This window comes from Bacillus cereus group sp. BfR-BA-01347, assembly GCF_022663835.1.
GTDB classification, from domain to species: Bacteria; Bacillota; Bacilli; order Bacillales; family Bacillaceae_G; genus Bacillus_A; species Bacillus_A thuringiensis_K.
Map to the genome: position 1 here is coordinate 64,959 of NZ_JAKUGG010000023.1, position 22,042 is coordinate 87,000.

A 22,042-nucleotide genomic window follows, 5' to 3' on the forward strand; every position below is an offset into this window, starting at 1 on the left:
ACATATGCCTTATCCCCGAATTTATACTATGCAACTTTTACTCAATATGAAATTATTTTCCCTCCTTAAATTAAATATATGACCGTTTTGTTCATTTAGTCATATTTTATAATATTAAAAGGATTATCTTAATTTGACAATCCTTTTAATAAATAAAGTTCAAATAATTCTGCAATTTTTTCTTTTTCTAGCGGTTTGTGATTTTTTTCCCAATCAAAAATAAGCGATACATATAGACGAAGCATAATAAATGCTGTAATTTCCGGATCACATTTGCTAATTTCACCTTTTTCAATCGCAATCTTTAAATACGATTGAATAACAGAAACGATTTCCACATCAACTTGTTGCATAACTTCTTGTACTTCTTTCGTTCCCATATCGCGCTCTTCTTGAATTAATTTAATCATGAGCTGATGTTCTTTTCTAAATTCCAAGATGCTATATAATGCTCTATGTACATTTTCAAAAAATGAAACATCTGAACGAATTGCATTTTCTGCAACTTGCTTCATTTCTGTAATTAAATTAGAAATAATTTCACCAAATAGCTCTTCTTTATTTTTGAAAAAAGTATAAATCGTTCCTTTTCCTACATTCGCTAACTTCGCTACTTGATCCATCGTTGTTGCTTTATAACCGAACGCTGAAAAAGACTTTGTTGCAGCCTCAATAATAGAACGTTTTCGATCTATTGCCACATCATCACCTCCAAAAATGACCAATTGGATAATATAGTCAATCGGTACATCTTTGATATTACCACACGCTTACATTCTATACAAGTTCTCTTTTTATTATTTCCAGTATAAAAAAATTTCAGTCATTGTATATCATACTTTCCATAGTTTATCAGAAGAAAAGAGAAAAGGAAAAGATGTTCTAGAGATATACATCTTAAGAACACCTTTTTACTATTTCAACATAGAAAGCATAATTTTCTCTAATTCTTCTTTATTTACATTTTTATCGAATACTGCTTCTCCTGGGTTCTCTAAACTATGATTAATAATAACAATTTGATATGCACTATCTTTCCCTTTTGCAGGAACAATCATCTTCATACCTTGTAAATTCCTATCTGAGTTATGAGTCGCATAGAATATTTGATTACCTTCTAATTCGTACTGTTCAATATTTTCTTCTACAACAAATAAAGCATGGAACGGATCTTTACTTTCTCCAAATACTTGTGATTGATAAGTTGTATAGTTTCCTTTTCCGTTTGTATACTCTAATTCAATAATTAACTCAGGTCTTCTCTTAATAAAACAACTTACCTTTTCCTCCTTTAGATCGTAGCCTTCAATTGTGTAAGTTGGCTTCTTAATTTGAAAATCTACATGTTCCTGCGCTTCCTTTACCGTGTAATTTAAAGATTCTTCCACTTTGTCATTAAACGGTTTTGATTGATCATAAAGTGCATATAATTTTTCACGATCAGCTTCTGTTAAACGTTCTTCCCTAAAAAATATTGACTCGTAGTCAGAATCTCTCGGAGCACCTTTTTTCTGTATATTAATAATTTCTTTATACAATTTTATGTACTGTTGAAACTCATCTTTTGTTAAAGCCTTTTCAGCTAAATATAAATAATCTGTCTTATTTTCATACACTCTTGCTGAATACCTATATTCTTTTTTCGCATTTTCTTCTGTACCAAACAGCATATCTACAGCATTTTGGAAAGCATCCTTTGACTGCTCCACTTTATCCTCTTGCTTTTCTTTCCCTTCCGTTGCACGTGCATTGAATAAAAAAAGGGATGCAATAGCAACTATAGCAATCACTCCAAGTAAAGAAAGACGATACGATTTCTTTTGGAATTTTTTAATCATAACGATTCTCCTTTTTAGTGTTCGTTTATTTCTACTTAAATTTGCTAGGCTTGGTACTTGATAGGAATAGTGTTCTAAAAGGGTAATAATTGTATGACCGTATGCAATTTGTTCCTCTTTATCTATAAAAGTAAGTGCATATGCATCACAGGCTAATTCTTGATCTTCTCGCATACAAAAATAGGCGTACCAAAGAATTGGATTGAACCAATTTAATAGGATTAAACTGTACATAATCCAATTTACAGCTACATCGTTTCTCTTAATATGAGCTAACTCATGGTAAAAGACATATTGTAATTGTTGCTCATTTAATACTTTCATATGTTTTTTTGATAGTAATACTTTCGGACGAAAGAAACTAAACACAGTTGGGCTCGCAATCTTTCCCGCTAGACGTAACGAAACTGCCTTCTTCATTTTCATAGACTGCTTACAGCGATTAAACACTGTAATGGCCTGTTCATCTGTAATATCGGGTTGTTTCTTTATGTACGAATATAACCGTCTATTTGTAAGAAACGTGATGGTTGCTAATATGATTACCCCAGCTAGCCAAACATACAAAGCAAGTTTGTATAAAGAAAATGTAGTCTGTTTTTCCAAACTGACTTCTACTTCCGGTTCGCTAGTTTTTGTCACCATTTTAGGATTTGATTCCAATTCCACTTTACGGTCGCTTTCTATGTTCACTATATTCTCAGTAGCCGGCATATTTTTTGGAATAACTTCCGATACACTAGAACGATAGGAAAGTAATGAGTAAATGCTATAAGAGCTATCTGGCGACCACGGTAAAAGGAGTCTTATCATTAATACGATCCACAGCATATATTGCCACCGGGGGGTTAATTTATTTCTAAATAGAACTTTTATACATAAAATAAATCCAACTAATATGCTAGCCATAAGTGACGTTTCTATAAGCCAATCAAAAAAATGAGGAAGGTATACATTTATAAGCGTGTTTATCATTTTTATCGATCCTTCCTCTTATTCTCCTCTGTCTTCTCATCTAAAATGCGTTTTAATTCATTAATATCTTCTGAAGATAATTTCTCCTCTTTTAAGAAATTAACAAGTAATGGTTTAAACGCTGCACCGCAAAAACGCTTTAGTAAAGATTTCGTTTCCACTTGCAAATAATTATCTTGTGATACTAACGGATAATAAGCATACATTCGCCCTTTATCTTGATGGTAAGAAACGGCTTCCTTTTGTACTAATCGATTAATTAATGTGCGGATTGTTTTTGGTTTCCAGTCCATTGTATCTTCCAGTTCTTCTATAATTTCATTCGCTGTTTGTGGAGAATTCGACCAAAGTACTTTCATAATTTCTAATTCTGCTTCAGATATTTTAGGTAATTGATTTGTCATCGTATGTTTCACTCCTAAGTATTACATTCGTAATCTACAATCAAGATTACAAATGTAATACTTAATTGTCAACCATATTTTAGAAAAAATTAATTCCAGCTAACCTTACTTCACAACAACAAAATTCCTCTTTTTTAAATAATCAAATAAAAAAACAAGAAAATCTTTACAATTAATAGTAATATAGAAAATAGAAAAGTTTATCAAAACAGTGGAGGCTTTTTCATTCATGATGCGTGCACTTCGTTTAAATATAAAGCAAGCTTTTTGTAGTCGTATTTCTTTCATTATGATGCTTAGTGGATTCGTTCTTATTTGCATTTATCACTATTATTATGTAATTCGTTATTTAGGAGACGCAGCAAATGGTCCTATATCAACAGATTTAAAATGGATTGGATTTCGCGACAATGAAATGGATGTTTATTTATTATTAATGCCAGTTATTGCGAGTTTCCCCTTTAGTACAAGTTACAATTCGGATAAGTCCGATGGTTTTAAACCGTTTGTGAGTAAGGGGATTTCTATATTTCCTTATTCCGTAGCGAAATATATCGTTACGTTTTTTTGCGGAGGATTTCTTTATACACTTCCATTCATCTTATCGTTATTATTTTGCAAATTAACCATTCCAGACGGAACACCTACGGTTGGGTCAGGCATCATAAATGCTGATGGAATGTTCGCAAACCTATATTTTGATGCGCCTCTCACTTACATTACTGTATATATCGGAATTAATTTTTTATTTGCAGGTTTAATGGCCCTTTTAGGACTTGCTGCATCTGTATGGTCACAAAAAGACTATATAGCAATTCTCTTTCCATTTGCAGCCGCCTCCATTCCGTACGTCCTGCTAAATACAATACTTCCTTCAATAGGCGGAGCACCTTTTCATTTATATGATCCGAAACAACCATTGCAAGGCATGTCACCATATATTTTAATGACGCAATGTGCTTTCTTCCTTTTCGTTAGCTTACTTATGTATATACAAGGAGTAAAGCGGGATAGAAAAAAATATAAAAGAAGACTGCAAAAAAGAGAGCGGTGTAGAAAAGCGTTTCAAGTATAATAAAACCCTAATTTCCTTACTATATTGGAAATTAGGGTTTATTTACTATTCACTTACGGTGTACCAGCCAACCCCCATAAAATAACGACCGCTACAAAATAAATCGCTTTAATACCTACAACTAAACATAATGAAACAATTGCATATTTACTTAATTCTCTTCTTGCACCTATTAAAGTGAAAATAACCGCCAAACTAAATGTTATATAAGAAGCTGCTGTATGTATTAAGTTATACGTAATATCTAGATTGCTTGTAAGTCCTGTTATATCAGCTACAAACTGAAGCATGATGATCGTACTAAAAAAAATTGCAAACTGATTCATTACCTTTCCATTTATTTGTAACTGCATTGTTGTCCCCCTTGTTAAAAACTAAATATTCAATCAATTTTATCATTAGATTACAAAAAAAGGAATCATCTCTTTATACTATTCTATAACGATGCAAAAAAAGAACGCTTAGTCACCTAAGCGTTCCCCACTTTAAGAAGCCTTCTTCAAATCAATTTGAGCAAGTACTGGGTCGTGGTCACTTACACGTCCGTGCTCTTTCATTATGTTTGAGTTTAAGTGCACTGGATCTACAATTGTGTGCGGTGCGATGTTGTTTGTTACTAAAATATGATCTAACACTTGCGCATTTCCTTCGTGAATGTACGTGTAACGATTCTCTTTCGGTACTGTGTTTAACATATCTTTTAAGATTGTTCCCTCTAGTGTTTTTAGTGGTTTAGAGAATTCGAAATCGTTCATATCACCTAACACGACAACTGGTACATTCGTATTCTTTTTCTGAATTCCTTGTACGAAATGATTTACTTCTTGTGCTAACTGAATTCGTTTGTCTTCACTTTTTAATACGAGCGGCTGCACTTTTCCAAATGGCGTTGCATCTCCTATTTTTGAGTTTAAGTGATTTGCAACGACAACAATGTTTTGTCCTTGGAACGTAAATTCTGCCGCTAACGGTTTACGTGTACTTTCAAATAATGGATTTTCGTCTCCAATACGAACGACATTTTTATCAAGTAACTTCGGTACCGTCGCTAATTTCACGCGTGATGGATTATAGAAGAAACCGACGCGAATATTCGCTCCTGGTGCTCCTCCGTCTTGATTATTGTTTGGAGCGATTTCTACATACTCATACTTTGGCCCGCGAATTTCTAGAACTGCATCAATGATACGTTTTGCGCTTAATGACGCATCTGTTGTACCGTCATTAATTGATCCGTTATTATCTTGCATTTCCTCTACACCGATAATATCTGGCATTTTTAAGTTGTATTTAATAGAATACGCTAACGCTTTTACCTTTTCATCTGTTGTTTCTTTTTTATTCGCCGAGAAGTTTTCAATGTTATATGTAGCAACCGTTAACTTATCAAGACGAGGCTGAATATTTGCCCCTACTTGCTTAAATCCACCATCCACTACAGCTGGCAGTTCTGTTATTGGCGAAATACGGAAAGAACCGTAATCGTATCCTACTACCCCTGTTATATCTCCAGTGAAAGTATCTCCTACTTTTGCTACATAATCGCGAGGTACTTTTACAGAAAGGCGCTCTGGGTTTAATTGATTTTCATCTAATAGAGGTGTTCCATATTGTGTTACTATTTTATCTCCACCATTTTTTACTGTTACATATAAATTTCCGTTTTTCTGAGGTGTAATGATTTTTGGTGTTGGCATCGTAACACGCATACCTTCTATACTTTCATAGAAGTCGATTGCATCTTCAGTTGGATCAAATAAACCAAATGCATCATTATCAATAATCTGGTCCGGGATTTTCACACCGTTTTCGCCAAGTACAATCGGTGCCGGCAAAGATTGATCTTTTGCGACTACAGCAACGCGACTCGCCTTAATTTCTGTCGTCGTTAAGTCTGTTTCAAATCGCTCTGCATATCCTGGTCCAACATATTCTTCTACTACTCCATCAACTTGAATAAGATCTCCTACTGCTACATTCGCATCTTTTTTATATACGTACATACCTTCTGAAGTAGCTGGATCATTATCTGGTTGATTATCTTCTATATAAAAGCCGTTTTTATCAAGCGCTGTGACAACGCCTTCCACATTGTATACTTTCTTCCCGTTGTAAGGAGACATATGTGATTTTCCTTGAATGTCATGAATACGAACCTGTTCATTATTTACGATAATAAATGAAAATGTCGAAATTGCTGAAGAAGTAAGTCCTTCTTTTTCTGCGATTGCTTTCACTACACTATTTTCATTCACTATAATTTGTCCATTATAACGAACACTTTTATTAGTAGGATTAGAGCCATCTAACGTATAGTAGATTGTTGCTCCTTCTGTATTCGTCGTTAATGTTACCGCTGTTCCTTTAGCAACTTCTCCCTCGTTCGGTGAAGCTACTACATCGCTAACACGGTTTTGTCCTTCACCTTGAAACTTATAAGCTGTTACTGATTTTAGACCTGGGTTACTAAAATATAATTCAAGAGTCCCAGTCAAAATAACTTTCTTCCCGATATTTTCAGGGTGATTTTTTACATTCACTGCCGTTCTCACATCACCTTTCGGTAACTGAACGGGCATGATTTTGTCTGGATTCGTTTCGTTTGGCGAATCTGCAATTGCTACGTTTGTATCATCAAACTTAGCTGGATCCTTCGTATATTTAGAAGAACTTTGCGTATATCCAACAATGTACCCTTCCACTATCCCCTTCGTTTTCCCTTGCTGCTTAAATACTTGAATTGCTTTTTCTACTGACATAGAAGCAGTTTCTTCTGCTTGCGCTAAAGTTCCAGTAAATGAAAGCAATAGCAAGAATGATAAAAAGACACTTAACAATTTCTTCACAGCCATTTTCCTCTCTCTATTTCATATTTTCTCAGCATTTCTATCATAACAAATGATTCGTTATATAGAACTATATTTCGACAAATTTTACAAAAGATTTATTTAATTTACAAGCTTTCAAACTATAATACAAAATAATAATTTTACACTTTCTACAAATACACTCTATAATGTTAGAGAGAGAAAAAACAGAAAATATCGACATTTAATTGGCATGTAAAATGGATTCATTTGAATAGGAGTGATTGGATGGAAGTGCAAACAGAAACATACCGCGCAGCTATGAATGGAACATTAGAACGTCATTTTTCAGATATGATTGCCGTTATACCAACTAGAATTACAATTGAGCAGTTAAAACAGCGACTAGAAACGATCGCTACTAAAGTTGATGATTTAAAAATTGTTTATAGTGATGAGACAAGCCTTATTGTTGAATTACATATGGGTGAAACAGTCATACCGTATGAACTGCATATTGATGAACCGAACGATCCAGAAGGATATAAAATGTACAATAGACAAGATACTACAATCGTAGATCGTAATTTTGAAGATGCAGCTTTCGGCACTGAAATTTTCACTCGTACGCTATTTGTAGGCGATGTACTAGACTGCTTTTTCCAGCAGTTACAGTTCTTATGGAATCTCGCCCCAGATTTGTTATTTGTAATCGATTCAAGTGCAGCAATGAAAGTGATATCTAGAAGCTATATTGAATATCACGTTGAAAATGAATTATTACCTGACATTCCTGACTTATACGTTATTCATTCCGTTTATGAAGACGATAAAGACGGTGAGCCTACGCAATATTGGTTTCATACACATGGTCTTTTAAGAGCAGGCGTAACTGAAATAGAGTTAATTATTCCAAATCGCATTTCTTCCTACTACGGCATTGGCGATCTCTTTCAAACATTTGCTAATAATGCCGTTGAGAATGGACAAGTCCCTATGAATGAGCCTATCGTTATCGCGCATAGTCAGCAAGGTTCTATACATACAGTCGCTGTTCCGTGGGAAAAAGGATTATCTTATATAGGGCATAAAACGAGTATGGACCAATTATCTTCAATCGAAGATGAGGAAGTGAAACTACAACCAATAGATTCACAAAATGCATTCTTAGGCGGAATGGATGCCCGAGATGAATACCATCAATCTCCATCCGTTCTCTTATTCAAATTTAATACTTCAGAAGAATATATTGAAAGTTTTTTCAAAGAACACGAGGAAGCTACAGGGCTCATGTTCTATAAAACAAATAGTGAAACCGATCGTATGGCTTACAATGCGAAAAATACTTTTGGGTATTTCAGCAACATTTTTCACATTGAACAATCAAATGAAGATTTTCGTTTCCTTGCTAAGTTTGGTGTCTCCTACGAAGAAGGAAAAAGTGAACATATGTGGTTTGAAATGCAAAACATTACGGAAGATTTCATTCAAGGAATACTCATTAATGAACCATATTTCATAGAAGATATGAGTGAAGGAAATAGTTATCATTTAGATTTTGATAACTTAACAGAATGGGTTATTTATGCAGGAGATGCTGTTATAAAGCCAAATAACTTATATATGTTTATTGGCGAATAAGTATTTTATATAATAAACGAAACGCCTTCAATATGATTGAAGGCGTTTCGTTTATTGTGCGATTAATTCAGCATCTATTACTTTCTCCAAATGAGATAATACACGCTTTGCAGCTTCCTCACCTTGATTAATACAATCTGGAAGTCCAGCACCAGCATAGGAGCTACCTGCCAAGTATATACCAGGCAACTCTTTCTCCATAAATGTTGTGAGCTTTTTCATTCGCTCGTTATGGCCTACTGTATATTGAGGCATCGCTTCTTTCCAGCGGCTTACGATTGTAAACTCTGGATCCTCTGTAATATCCATCGTCTTTCTTAAATCTTCTAGTACGAGCTGAACGAGCTCTTCTTCAGTTTGTTCTACAACCGCTTCATCACCAGCACGTCCAACGTAACAGCGAAGGAGTGTTTTTCCTTCTGGCGTTGTATGTGGCCATTTTTTATGCGTCCACGTACATGCTGTAATGGTGTAATCGCTATTTCGTGATACGACAAATCCTGTACCATTAATATCGCGCTGGATTGCGGACTTTTGGAAAGCAAGTGCGACATTCGCAACGGATGTGGATGGAATATTACGAAAGAAACGAAACTGCTTGTATTGAGCAAACATGGACGGCAATACTTTATGCGAAGTTGCCACTACGATAGCGTCTGCTTCTATTTCTTTTCCGTTACTAAGAGTAATCGTATAACCATCACCCTGTTTTGCAACTTTTTCAATGCGAGTTCCCTTTATTATCGTACCTTCATGCATCTTTGCTTCAAGAGATTCAACGATAGATTCTAAACCTGTTTTCACTGTTTGGAAGATTCCTTTTTTCGGTTCAGCTTTCTCTTCTTTCGGAGCGAGCGTACGCATACCGAGTGAAATGCTGCGATGTTTCTGCTCAATCTGATACATTTGCGGGAATGTTGACATTAAGCTCATTTCATCAATATCCCCTGCATAAATACCCGATAGTAACGGTTCTATTAAGTTTTCAACCACTTCGTTTCCAAGACGATGTCTGAAGAATTGTCCGAGTGATTGGTCAGATACTGGCTTTGACCTTGGCATTAATAGATCAAAACCAGCTCTTAGTTTACCAATTGGGGAGAACAGCCCGGAAAATAGAAACGGCGTAATTTGCGTTGGAATTCCCATCATTGATCCATTCGGCATTTTATGTAATCGATTGTTTACGAGGATAAATGATTGACCGGCTTGATTATTTACAAGTTCATCGCCAAGGCCTAATTCTTTCACTAATCTAGCTGCACTTTCTTTTCGTGCTAAGAAAGAATCCGGTCCGCGCTCAATTGTAAATCCATCTTTTCGAACGGTTTGAATTTTTCCGCCAAGTTTACCCGATGCTTCTATAAGTAATGTATCAATCGGCAAGTTTTTTTCATGAATATTTTTTTGTAAGTTATACATTGCTGTTAATCCAGTGATGCCTCCGCCGACGATCACAACCTTTTTCCTCAAGCAGGCTCCCCCTTTCTTCTTACAGTACAGATTCTTTTTTCTTTAATACAACATCTGTTAAAGAGTCAATAAATGCGTCCGATGCATTTGGCATTTCTGGACGATAATATTTCGCACCAATTTCATCCGTTACAACTTTACACTCAAAGTCGTTGTCATATAAAACTTCTAAATGTTCCGCAACAAATCCAACTGGTGCATATACGAATGAAGTATAACCGTGCTTTTCATTTAGTTCTCTCGTTAAATCTTGTACATCTGGACCAATCCAAGGATCTGGTGTGTTTCCTGCACTTTGCCAGCCTACTGCATAGTTTGCTACTTCAGCTCCGCGCGCGATATAATCCGCTGTTTCATTTAATTGATCTGGATATGGATCGCCCATTGCAATAATTTTCTCTGGTAAGCTATGTGCAGATACGATTAATACTGCTTTTTCACGCTCTGCATCTGACATACCGTTATATATACCTTTCACTGCATCAACCCAGTACTGGATGAATTTCGGCTCTTTATACCAGCTATCAATGCCGTGAATTGTTAAGTTTCCAAGTTTCTCAGCTTCTTCTTGTGCTCGTCCAACGTATGATTTCACACTAAACGTAGAATAGTGAGGTGCAAGAACAAGTGCGATTGCATCTTGTATTCCGTCGTTATGCATATCTTTCACCGCATCTTCAATAAACGGTTCAATATGTTTTAAGCCAAGATACATATGGTACTCTACTTCATCTTGTACTTCATTTAAACGCTTCTCTAACTTCTTAGCTTGCTCTAATGTAATAGTAGCTAAAGGAGAAATACCACCAATTGCACGGTAACGCTCTGTTAAATCTTCCAGCATTTCAGGACTTGGCTTTCTTCCTCTGCGAATATGTGTATAGTAACGTTCAATATCTTCTTCTTTATATGGCGTTCCGTATGCCATTACAAGCAAACCAATTTTCTTTTTCATACAGCAATTCTCCTTTACTTCGCTAACTTCCCTTTAGAATATTCATGAATAAATGTAGTTAAACGTTTTAATGTATCTGGATTTACTTCTGGGAATACACCGTGACCTAAGTTAAAGATATAACCCGGCTGTTTCATCCCTTGATCTAAAATACCTTTTACATGTTCTTCAATAACAGACCATGGTGCAAGTAAGAATGAAGGGTCCATATTTCCTTGTACCGCCTTAAGAACGCCGCGTGCACGTGCTTCTTCAATCGGTAAGCGCCAGTCTAAGCCGACTACATCAAGCGGTAAGTCGTGCCACTCATTCACTAAGTGTGCAGCTCCTACGCCGTGCATAATCATCGGTACACCCATCTTACGAACTTCTGCAAAAATACGCTCCATTGCTGGTTTAATAAATACGCGATAATCTGCTACATTTACTGTTCCAACCCAAGAATCGAAAATTTGAACTGCTTTTGCTCCTGCGTTAATTTGCGCTTTTAAATATGTGATAACCATATCTGCTAGCTTATCCATTAAAGCAAACCAAGCTTTTGGCTCTGCATACATGAACGCTTTCGTATTATGGTAGTTACGAGATGGACCGCCTTCAATCATATAGCTCGCTAATGTAAATGGAGCTCCTGAAAAACCGATTAACGGTACGTCTAACATTTCTGTCGTTAATAAACGAATTGTATCTAGTATGTACGGTACATCATCTTCTGGATTGATTTCCCCTAGTTTTTCTACGTCTTGTAAAGAACGGATTGGGTTATCGATAACTGGGCCAATACCTGATTTAATTTCTACATCCACACCAATTGCAGGTAGTGGTGACATAATATCTTTATAAAGAATTGCTGCGTCTACGTTATATTGATCAACCGGCAATTTTGTAACGTAAGCACATAACTCTGGATTGTGTGTAATTTCAAATAAAGAATACTTTTCTTTTATCTTTCTATATTCCGGCTGCGAACGACCTGCCTGACGCATATACCATGCTGGTACATAATCAGTACGTTCCCCCCTACATGCTTTTAAAAATGTCTCATTTATAGTTCTTACCAAGACCCTTGCTCCCTTCCTTACCAATGCTTCGAATACGTTCGATATTTATCTTTTTTTACTATACAGCTTGTAAAAACAAAATGCATAATATTATGTACGTTGTTCATTAAATTGACACAAACATTCGTAAAAACGCTTACTATTTTCACAACATTCTTATTATAACACAGAGAAAAACTATGGTTTAGCTACTTTTGACTTTTCTCCTTCGCGATTCGTTTGTGAATTATATGGTACAACGTAAAAGCTCGGTTTTGAAAATATGTTAACGAACTTTTCCTCATATTCTCCAGCACCATTTACAGTGCTAACATGCGTATGAATTCCGTTCTCCACTCTATAGATTCGGTACATAATTCTGTTATCTGGAAGTGGCGTCCAACTTAATTTTGCTTTAAATAAACCGAAAGGGCTAAATGATAGTTTCATTTTTACATCTTCAATTTTGCGCAGCCGAATCGGAGCACCGATTGTTTCCACACCTTCAGGCTTCATAAACTTCTCTTTATGTTCTACATTAGCCTTCGTTAAAATTTTCTTAAACAATTTTGTCGCAGATGCACTTTCTCCTTGCAACTGATGTTCCTTATCCGTACGGTCATAACCAATCCAAACAGCGCCTACTAAGTTCGGTGTATAGCCGACGAACCACATATCTCTTGCTCCCTTATCGTCATTTGGCAATGAAGTTGTACCCGTTTTTCCAGCTAGCGCACCGTTATATACACCTGCTCTCGCTGTCCCCTCCTTCACAACTCCTTCTAACATTTTCGTCATATACCATGCTGTCTGCTTCGAGAAGATTTTCGTCTCTACTTTTGGAGATTCCCCAATGACTGCACCGTGTCTATTTAATACTTTATCAATAACGTGCGGCTCGATAATATTTCCATTTGCTAAAAATGAACGATACATTTTTACAAGATCAAATGTTGAAACGCCATTTTTCAATCCGCCAAGCGCTGTACTTAAACCAGCATCTGCAATATGGACATTTCCTTTTTCTAAATATTGCTTTCCTTCTTCTACCCCTAACTCATTTAATAAAGAAACTGCCGGTACGTTTGCCGACTCTAAAATCGCATCATACATCGTCATTTCTTTTGAATACTCATGATTATAATTTCGAGGTTCATACCCTTCAAAAGAATTTCTTTCATTCGTTAATAAAGAATACGGATTATACTTTTTCGTTTCTAGTGCTGGTGCATAAACGATAAGTGGTTTTAAAACAGATCCGGGCTGCCTTTTGGCAAAAACACGATTAAATCCTCTCGGGACGTACTTTCTTCCCCCAATCGCCGCTTTAATCCCTCCCGTACGATTATCCATTAATAAAAATGCACCTTGTGCCCCTTCTTCTTTCCCAGGAAAATTCCTTGCATCTTGAAACTGGTTATACGCTACCTTTTGAATTTTTTCATCCATAGGTACGACAAACGTATATCCTCCGCGAAGTACTTCTTGATGAGACAATCCGTATAAACGAGCTGCTTCATCTATGACCATATCAATATACGGCATATATGCGAGCTCATTTTCGTCTAAGTTTTTATATAAAGCAATCGTCTTTCCTTGATAACGTACGCTATCTTCGGCAGTCAAATAGCCTTGTTTATGCATAAGTGACAATACTAGATCGCGGCGTTCCTTACTCTTCTCTGCAGAATAGTACGGTGAATATCCGTTTGGTGACTTCGGAAGGCCTGCAAGCATTGCCCCTTCCTCTACTGTTAAATCCTCAACATTTTTATTAAAATATAACTTTGCTGCTGCTTGAATACCGTAAGCCCCATGACCAAAATAAATATGGTTCATATACATTTCAAGAATTTGTTGCTTCGTATATTTTTGCTCTAATTGAAGAGAAATTGCGACTTCCTTCAATTTGCGCGTAAATGTTTTTTCACGAGTTAAAAAGACGTTTTTAGTGAGTTGCTGCGTAATGGTACTACCCCCCTCTACCTTTTCTCCAGCTAACGTATCTTTATAAAGAGCACGGAATATAGAGGGATAATCAATTCCTTGATGCTCATAAAAACGAGAATCTTCCACCGCAACAAATGCCTGTTGCACATACTTCGGAATTTGCTCGATCGGTACGAGCTCTCTATTTTCTACGTATAATTTCGTAATTTCTTTCCCTTTCTGGTCAACGATACGTGATGAAGAGTGGAAAACGAGCTGCTTTTCATCCATCATATAGCCACCAGCTAACACGATAAGTTTATAGAGTACAATCGCTACTACGAACGTTGCGACGCCGCCTAATAAAGTCCACTTTACTTTCTTCATACATCGTCCTTCTTTCCAAATGATGGTACATTTATTATTTGAAAAAGAAGTATCTTTATGTATATTATCTTCGAAGTTTTTTAAGAGAGTTGATATAATAGAAACAAACTATTAAGGGGGCATTAAAATGAAGGCTATTATTTCATATGAAACACCTCTAGAACAAGCACATTTCACTGCAAAAAATGATGAAAAAAATATGTTTTATAAAGAAAATACAGAAGAATCTGTAGAAGGCTCACTTAAGTATGACGTACTAGATGCTGTCGGTGAATTTAAAGGACAACCTGGCTATATCGTTTGTAACAACATTTCTGTCACAGACGAAGGTCGCCCTGTATTTGAAAACCGCTTTAAAAACCGCGCAGGCCTTATCGAAAACGAACCAGGATTCCAAGCGATCCGTGTTCTACGCCCATTAAGTAACGATACATATGTTATCTTAACGATGTGGGAAACAGAGCAAAACTTTAAAGACTGGACAGAATCACGTTCATTCGAAAACGCTCATAAAAAACGTCCCACGCAAGCAGAAGGACAAGCTCCGGCACATCCACATGCGGAACAGCAAAAGAGTATTTTCTCACGTCCATCTTTTGTGACTACTTTTAATGTGTTAGTTTAATTTTTTGGAGTTTGGAGTTCGGAATTCTCGGTATGTGAAATTATATCGGCGATTTTTCGAATATATCGGCGTAACTCGAATTATATCAGCGATTCTTCGAATATATCGACTTATCGACAAATCATGACATAAAAAGGAAACACCATTACACACCGGTGTTTCCTTTTTCTTTGTACCAATTATATATACGAAGTGAATCTTTTTTTCTCACATGCTTTACTTCATAACCCCGCCCCGCTACCGCTACAAGAGTTGTACATAATTCATCCTTTCTTTGAAAATACGATTGATTATAACCTACTGCTTGAACATGTCTTCTTCGCATTATTCCTGTATATTTCGAAAAATCACGATATACAACCGTTAGTTGATTTTCTCTTAATTCATAACCGCCGCTTTTATATCTAGCATACGCAAGTAACGAAAATACGATAAATAACGGTAAAATAACAAACAATGCAATATATTGTTTTAAATATATACTAACGCTGGCAATTAGAACTGTTAGTATGATACTTATTAACCAGCCCATAATGAAATAACGACGCAACGCTGTTTTTGGTAAGTGAACGATCTCCGCTTCAATTTCATAAGGTAACTCTAAATATGTGAGCAGTTGCCGTACATCTTTTTTCTTCATAAACGGATGCAGCATCACTTCATTACTTGCTGCTCCAATACTGTGAATTGCTTCCACTTCAACAGCGCAATAACCAAATGGCTGGCGAAGCATACCTTCTTTTACAGTAATCGCTTGAATTCGGTGCAATTTTAAGACAAACTCTTTCTTTTCAAATAAACCTTGAACGATACGAATTTCTTCCCCTTTTCGCTCAATTTTAAAGTTTGCATATTTCAACACATATCCAGCCGTGGAAATAATCCATGAAATTGCCATTAAAATTAATGCTATTACAATTAGTTTATAAACACCGTTTCCCATCACATACGCTTCTACTTTACTTGTGAATCCTTCAGGAAGAATAAAATCAAACTTTGTGTAAAGAAGTACTAGTCCAGAAAACACTAGTCCGAACCGACCAGAGGTAATCGCTGCTGCTAAAACCTCTTTCGCTGTTAACTGATAAACCGTCTTGCTTTCTTCCTCTTCTATTTCTTCTTTTACAGTAGTTTCTTTCTTATGTAATAAAGCGATTAAATGTTTTGCCTCGTCTTCTTTAATACCAGCCAACATCACTTCTGGTTCACTACCACCACCCGCTACTTCTATATTTAACTTCATAAGTCCAAGCATCTGATAAATAACGTTAGAAGACGTACTAACATTTTGCACACGTTCTTTATTTAAATAACTTTCCTTCTTTACAAAAACACCGTGCTTTATATGTAAAATATTATTCTCAATCCAGTACACTTTAAAATACCATTTAATTGCTGAAAAAATAGCCATGATGAATAAAACAACCAGAAGAAAAAGATAAAATAAATACCAAGGTTCCACTTGTTCATCAGGTTTAAATAAAACAAGAATAATAAGTGGCAACAAACTCGCAACCCTAATACCTAACAATATCGTAATCGGATGTTGCCTCTTATACATCCTCATCACTCACTTTCGCAAGTTCTCCAATTTGTCTTTTCAGCTGTTCTGCTTCTTCTTTCGTTAAACCTGGGATACTATGAGAAGTTGCGGCTGTTGAAATATGTAATTCTGCTAAATTATACTTTCTCATGATTGGCCCTTGCTCAATCGTTACGTGCTGCACACGGATCATCGGAATAAGTACGCGTTTTACAACGAACATTCCCTTTTGAATCTCAATCTCTTCTTCATTTAATCTGTAACTATAATAGCGCTGACGTAAATTTGGAAACACAAAATAATCAAGTGGAATAAATATAATGGCTCCTGTTACTAATAGTCCAAACAACCAGCCCCACCAGTTAAAATTAATCATAAAAAAGAAATACGCAATTACGACTGTTAGTATAACTGCCGCCCCAATTAAAGCGTGAATTCGCCACACTTTCAGCATATTAAAATGAATCTCTCTTTCTAACGGCTGCATCTCATCACTCCAATTCTATGAATTTATTACTTATATATTATCAAAAAATAAGATTTCATATACATTTTTGTAAATTTATAGTCAAATAATAACATTTGAATCAAAAGCATATTAAAGAAAAACATACCTCAGTTTTGAAAATTATATATTATAAATATGAATTATATTGAACTAAAATAAACCTTACATGATTCATGCAAGGTTTATCGTTTTATACACAATATATTTCATTATTGTTGAGATATACTAGCATCGCTTTCAATTCGTTTTTCTTTTTGGCTTAGTTTTTTATCTTTAGATTTTTTTAATGTTAAAGTCATGCCAATAAAAATAAAAAGAATTCCTGTTATTTGCATTAAAGTTGGACGGAATCCAGTAAGTACAGTATCTAATAATATTGCCACTGCCGGATCCAAAAAAACTAATATTGAGATTGTTTTTGTAGATAAATAGCGTAAACTATCAAAAAACAGATAATATACTATCCCTGTGTGAATAAAACCAGTAGCTATAATATATGTCCAATTACTTTGAGTGAGGCCACTAAAAGCATCTAAATCTATAAATGGTATTAAAAGAAATATCCCCAAGAATGTTTGTAAAAATGTCATTGCATACGCACTCATTTTGTTAATCCCTTTACCAAATAAAGTTGTAAATGCATAAAAGAGAGCTGCAAGAAATCCCCATATCATACCTGAAGACATTAATGAGCCGACAGAGAAGCTTCCATCGATACCAGCAATTAATAAAGCTCCTGCAAAACACACAACTATTGAAATGATAGATATTAATGTTAATTTTTCTTTAAAGACGATACTTCCAATTAACAGTACAATTACTGGTGCAAGATGATAAACTGAGATAGCAATTGTAACTGACATATTTTCAAAGGCTTTAAATAAGAAAACCCAATTAAATACTAAGAAAAAGCCACATATTAAAACTTGAATAACTTCTTTTCGTTCCCATTTATCTTGTTTATATTGCCCTGTAAGCAACCAGCATACACTTAAAAATATTGTCGCAAAAATACACCTTACAAACACTAATTCAAACGAAGGTAAGTTTGTTTGAACCGAAAAAAATCCAACTGATCCAAAGATAACCATTGATGCTATCATCTTTAAAGCCGGTACCGTTTTCTCTTGCTTAAAACTCTTTTGAAGCAAATTAATCCCCCTCCAATAAAAACTCGGTTTATAGTGAGAAAAACACCAGCCTAAAAAAGGACAGGTGCTTTTCCTCAAAAACACTCAATTATAAATTTTTCCCAGCAGTCCAACCACCATCAATTACAAAATTAGAACCAGTAATAAAGCGGGCCTGATCAGAAATCAAGTACTCAATACATGAAACAATATCCTGCGGCAACCCCCAAGTATCTAAAGATTGATTACTTTTTATCATAGACATCAAGGCTTTATTACTAAAGTATTCTTCTGTAAGTTCAGTTCTAATAACACCGGGAGAAATGCTATTTACCCTTATATTTTGCTTCCCAAATTCCATAGCCATCTGTTTAGTCAATCCGATTAAAGCATGCTTTGATGCAACATAAGCAGCTCGCTCTGGTTCAGCCATTAATCCAGAAACCGATGCTATATTCACAATACAACCTTTTATTTTCGATTCACACCATCGCTTCGCTACTTCCCTAGAAAGGATAAATGGGGCTACTAAATTTACATCAATTACTTTTTTAAACATATCATCGGATAAATGTAAAACAGGTGTTATCTCTCGAATACCAGCTGCATTTATTAATATATCAGGAGAAAGCTTTTCTAAATCTAATTGAGTAAAAAGATTATGAATCGCTTCGCTATTACTTAAATCAATTTGCACTACTTTCAAAGGCATATCTGTTTTCATATAATCTATTAAATTATTATTATTAATATCAAGCGCTATTACATGAAATGATTTTTCTAAAAAGTATTTTATACAAGCATAACCTATACCGCTATTGGCTCCAGAAATCATAATTATTTTATTCTCTCTCATTTTGTCTCCTTATAAGAAAATGTTACTAATAAAATATCGCGAAAAGCCTCCGTACTACATTCTGTTCCAAGTGGCGTTACGGCATGGAAGACCTTTTGTCCAAATACTAAAGTTTCTAAAGGCTCCTTCAAACTTATAAACTGATTAATTTCCCGAGGAGAATTAGCTATTAAATTATCTCCGCCAATAGCTGTATTACTTAAATTCATAAGGTGTAAAAACACTACTGGTTCATCATCTTTATGTAACCAAATAGGTGAACTAAAAGATGGTCTTTCTTTAGTAGCTTTATATCTTACTTGATGTAAACCTATAATTAAGTCTTTACTTGTATCTATTATATTTGTTTTAAATGCAAATTCAGTATCGAAACGCACGATATTTTGAATTAAAGGATTACATAAAAAGCTATCATTTATGCTATTGAACTGTCTAACTTTCCCGCCATCATCATAGTTATATTCTTTAGATTGGAAGTAATCATTACTATTATCTAAAATATAATCTGGTGAATCAACATACTTTATATACCTTGAATAAGATCTAGCACGGCATTCACCGTACGCATCATCTTCCAAATTATAATAATCTAACTGTGCTTGTGTTAATAAACGATGATTCTCTTCCTCTTGTAAAAAGATTTCATTTGAGATTTTAAGGAATCCTTTAGATTCAAATTCATGTACCTTTTCTTCTATGCTAAAGCCACTCATTTTACTAAGAACAAACGTCATTATAAAAACCTCCACACTATTGTATTTTTCTATCTCACCCTATGTTAGAAATGCAATAAGTAACCGAGATTCTTGCTTAATAAAATTTAAAATTATGATATTCAATTAATACACCAAATGAAATATACGTAATTCATTAAAATTATTTATTAAGCAATATTATATATCCTTTCGGGTATTTTTTCTAATTATCTGAAGATTTATCAACATTAGTCTTAATATTCAAAAATAAAGAAATAGATTTTTCAGAAAGATAAAACTGCGTGTATTGCAATTATTTATGTATATAACTTTTTTAAAAATTATATTTGAAATATAGCTAGTTTTTTATAAATTTTTTGATATAATTACATACGGGAAAAGGGAAGAATTTTGTCTTCCCTTGTGTTTTTATTTGCATCTAGTACTTTTGCTAGATGCCTTTTTTTATGCTAAAAAAGGTATCCTCAAATACTTTGAGGATACCTTTTCACATTTATTATCTCTGCTGTTTTCTACCTAATACGAGTAATCCAAAACTCATCATTACAAGAAGTGCTCCCATATATGGTTCCACAGGCATTTTCTGCCCTGTCTTCGGTAATTCTTTTTCAGTTTTCTCTGGATCTGGTGTTCCAGGATTTTCTGAATTCGGGATTCCAGGTTTCTCTGAATTTGGGGTTCCAGGATTTTCTGGATTCGGTGTTCCAGGATTTTCTGGATTCGGTGTTCCAGGATTTTCTGGATCTGGTGTTCCAGGATTTTCTGGATCTGGTGTTCCAGGATTTTCTGGATCTGGTGTTCCAGGATTTTCTGGATCTGGTGGTGCTAAATGATTCAATTTGTTTAATACTTCTAATTGAATTGCATTTATCATTCCATTTGTAATTTCAAATGGAATTGGATTAGTTAATTTTTCATATCCTTTTGGTGCTTCTACTTCTACTAGTGTGTAGTTACCTACAGATAGATCTGCGATTTTTGCCTTTCCATCTTTATCTGTTGTTACTTTCACTACTACTTTTCCCTTTTCATCATGAACTTCAAACACAGCTCCTGATAAGACTTCCTTGCTTTCAGCAGCCATTTTTGTAATCTCCACTGAACCTTTGTCTAACTGTTCATTCTCTACTTTCAATGATAAGACTTTCGTCATACCTTTTTTGATTTCGAATGAAACTGGCTTTTCTAGTGGTTTGTAGCCTGCTGGTGTTTCTACTTCTACTAACTCATACTTTCCAATAGATAAATCTGAAACGTCTGCTTTTCCTTCTTTATCCGTTGTTACTTTCGCAACTACTTTGCCTTTTGAGTCACGTACTTCAAATACAACATTTTCTAATGGTGCTTTACTGTCTTTATCTATTTTTGTGATTTCTACATTCCCCGTATCTACCATTTCATTTTCTACAGTGAACGCTAAAGATTTTGTCATACCTTTTGTAATTTCAAATAGTACAGGCTTTTCTAATTTTTTGTAGCCTGGTAAACTCTCTACTTCTACTAGCTTGTACTTTCCTACTGATAAATCTGCAACTGTTGCTTTTCCAGCTTTATCTGTCGTTACTTTCGTTACTACCTTGCCTTTGTCGTTTTGAACTTCAAAGACTACACCTGCTAACGGTGCCTTATTATCTTTATCTATTTTTGTAATTTCTACATTTCCCGTATCTACCATTTCATTTTCTATTTTTAATGATAGAACTTCTGTCATACCCTTTTTAATTTCAAACGATACTGGTTCTGTTAATTTTTTGTAGCCTGGTAAGCTTTCTTTCTCTACTAATTTGTACTTTCCTACAGATAAGTCTGAGATTTTTGCTTTACCATTTTTATCTGTTTTTACTTCCGTTACTACTTTACCTTGTTCGTCCTGTACTTCGAAAACTACGCCTTCTAATACTTTTTGACTATCTTTATCTACTTTTGTAATTTCTACTGAACCTTTGTCTAACTGTTCATTCTCTACTTTTAATGATAGAACTTCTGTCATACCCTTTTTAATTTCGAATGATACTGGTTCTGTTAATTGTTTGTAGCCTGGTAAGCTTTCTTTCTCTACTAATTTGTACTTTCCTACAGATAAGTCTGAGATTTTTGCTTTACCATTTTTATCTGTTTTTACTTCCGTTACTACTTTGCC

At 34.9% G+C, this 22,042-nt stretch carries 18 protein-coding genes; 3 read left to right on the forward strand and 15 right to left on the reverse strand.

All coding sequences use genetic code 11. The annotated features are described in order from the left end of the window. Window positions 1-128 precede the first annotated feature (128 nt). The 3 genes from MR143_RS25960 to MR143_RS25970 form a co-directional block, all read right to left on the reverse strand. Window positions 129-701, reverse strand: a complete 573-nt coding sequence (locus MR143_RS25960) for a TetR/AcrR family transcriptional regulator (RefSeq protein WP_061883872.1) — start codon at window positions 699-701, stop codon at window positions 129-131. Window positions 702-914: 213 nt separating this feature from the next. Continuing rightward, the gene (locus tag MR143_RS25965; protein WP_199717723.1) at window positions 915-2,813 is read right to left on the reverse strand and encodes a M56 family metallopeptidase; all 1,899 of its coding nucleotides are present in this window, start codon (window positions 2,811-2,813) and stop codon (window positions 915-917) included. Window positions 2,814-2,815: 2 nt separating this feature from the next. After that, window positions 2,816-3,217, reverse strand: a complete 402-nt coding sequence (locus MR143_RS25970; RefSeq protein ID WP_000184507.1) for a BlaI/MecI/CopY family transcriptional regulator — start codon at window positions 3,215-3,217, stop codon at window positions 2,816-2,818. Window positions 3,218-3,446: 229 nt separating this feature from the next. Between MR143_RS25970 and MR143_RS25975 the strand changes: the two genes are divergently transcribed. Further along, complete coding sequence (locus MR143_RS25975; protein ID WP_199717724.1) at window positions 3,447-4,292, forward strand: hypothetical protein; 846 nt, start codon at window positions 3,447-3,449, stop codon at window positions 4,290-4,292. Between the two features lie 53 nt (window positions 4,293-4,345). On the opposite strand, the gene MR143_RS25980 is transcribed toward MR143_RS25975, so the two are convergent. Then, window positions 4,346-4,645: a hypothetical protein gene (locus MR143_RS25980; RefSeq protein ID WP_001176844.1), complete on the reverse strand. Its 300-nt coding sequence runs from the start codon at window positions 4,643-4,645 to the stop codon at window positions 4,346-4,348. 132 nt (window positions 4,646-4,777) lie between these two features. Continuing rightward, window positions 4,778-7,144, reverse strand: coding sequence for a DUF6359 domain-containing protein (locus MR143_RS25985; RefSeq protein WP_199717725.1), 2,367 nt, complete (start codon window positions 7,142-7,144; stop codon window positions 4,778-4,780). 243 nt (window positions 7,145-7,387) lie between these two features. Between MR143_RS25985 and MR143_RS25990 the strand changes: the two genes are divergently transcribed. Continuing rightward, window positions 7,388-8,740 (forward strand): DUF4026 domain-containing protein, encoded by a 1,353-nt coding sequence (locus tag MR143_RS25990; protein WP_242281074.1) that lies wholly within the window; start codon window positions 7,388-7,390, stop codon window positions 8,738-8,740. A 51-nt stretch (window positions 8,741-8,791) separates the two neighbouring features. On the opposite strand, the gene hemY is transcribed toward MR143_RS25990, so the two are convergent. The 4 genes from hemY to MR143_RS26010 form a co-directional block, all read right to left on the reverse strand. Next, complete coding sequence (gene hemY / locus MR143_RS25995; protein WP_001228098.1) at window positions 8,792-10,213, reverse strand: protoporphyrinogen oxidase; 1,422 nt, start codon at window positions 10,211-10,213, stop codon at window positions 8,792-8,794. Window positions 10,214-10,232: 19 nt separating this feature from the next. Beyond that, the gene (gene hemH, locus MR143_RS26000; RefSeq protein WP_182812439.1) at window positions 10,233-11,168 is read right to left on the reverse strand and encodes a ferrochelatase; all 936 of its coding nucleotides are present in this window, start codon (window positions 11,166-11,168) and stop codon (window positions 10,233-10,235) included. A 14-nt stretch (window positions 11,169-11,182) separates the two neighbouring features. Next, window positions 11,183-12,229, reverse strand: coding sequence for a uroporphyrinogen decarboxylase (gene hemE / locus MR143_RS26005; protein WP_000252606.1), 1,047 nt, complete (start codon window positions 12,227-12,229; stop codon window positions 11,183-11,185). Between the two features lie 177 nt (window positions 12,230-12,406). Then, the gene (locus tag MR143_RS26010; protein ID WP_199717727.1) at window positions 12,407-14,524 is read right to left on the reverse strand and encodes a transglycosylase domain-containing protein; all 2,118 of its coding nucleotides are present in this window, start codon (window positions 14,522-14,524) and stop codon (window positions 12,407-12,409) included. Window positions 14,525-14,651: 127 nt separating this feature from the next. Here MR143_RS26010 and hmoB point away from each other — a divergent pair, with 127 nt between their 5' ends. Continuing rightward, window positions 14,652-15,149, forward strand: a complete 498-nt coding sequence (hmoB, locus tag MR143_RS26015; RefSeq protein WP_000644056.1) for a heme-degrading monooxygenase HmoB — start codon at window positions 14,652-14,654, stop codon at window positions 15,147-15,149. A 145-nt stretch (window positions 15,150-15,294) separates the two neighbouring features. On the opposite strand, the gene MR143_RS26020 is transcribed toward hmoB, so the two are convergent. The 6 genes from MR143_RS26020 to MR143_RS26045 form a co-directional block, all read right to left on the reverse strand. Beyond that, complete coding sequence (locus tag MR143_RS26020; RefSeq protein WP_242281075.1) at window positions 15,295-16,710, reverse strand: PH domain-containing protein; 1,416 nt, start codon at window positions 16,708-16,710, stop codon at window positions 15,295-15,297. Then, window positions 16,703-17,179, reverse strand: a complete 477-nt coding sequence (locus tag MR143_RS26025) for a PH domain-containing protein (protein ID WP_199717728.1) — start codon at window positions 17,177-17,179, stop codon at window positions 16,703-16,705. The genes MR143_RS26020 and MR143_RS26025 overlap by 8 nt, the downstream gene beginning before the upstream one ends. A gap of 230 nt (window positions 17,180-17,409) precedes the next feature. Next, entirely contained in the window at window positions 17,410-18,351 is a 942-nt protein-coding gene (locus MR143_RS26030; protein ID WP_000939630.1) for a DMT family transporter, read from the reverse strand. 88 nt (window positions 18,352-18,439) lie between these two features. After that, a complete protein-coding gene (locus tag MR143_RS26035) occupies window positions 18,440-19,186 on the reverse strand; it encodes an SDR family NAD(P)-dependent oxidoreductase (RefSeq protein ID WP_001208950.1) in 747 nt (248 codons plus the stop codon). Then, window positions 19,183-19,920 (reverse strand): 2OG-Fe dioxygenase family protein, encoded by a 738-nt coding sequence (locus tag MR143_RS26040; protein ID WP_199717729.1) that lies wholly within the window; start codon window positions 19,918-19,920, stop codon window positions 19,183-19,185. Before MR143_RS26040 ends, MR143_RS26035 begins: the two co-directional genes overlap by 4 nt. 478 nt (window positions 19,921-20,398) lie before the next feature. After that, window positions 20,399-22,042: MSCRAMM family protein (locus MR143_RS26045; RefSeq protein WP_242281076.1), on the reverse strand; the 1,644-nt coding region annotated here is incomplete at its 5' end.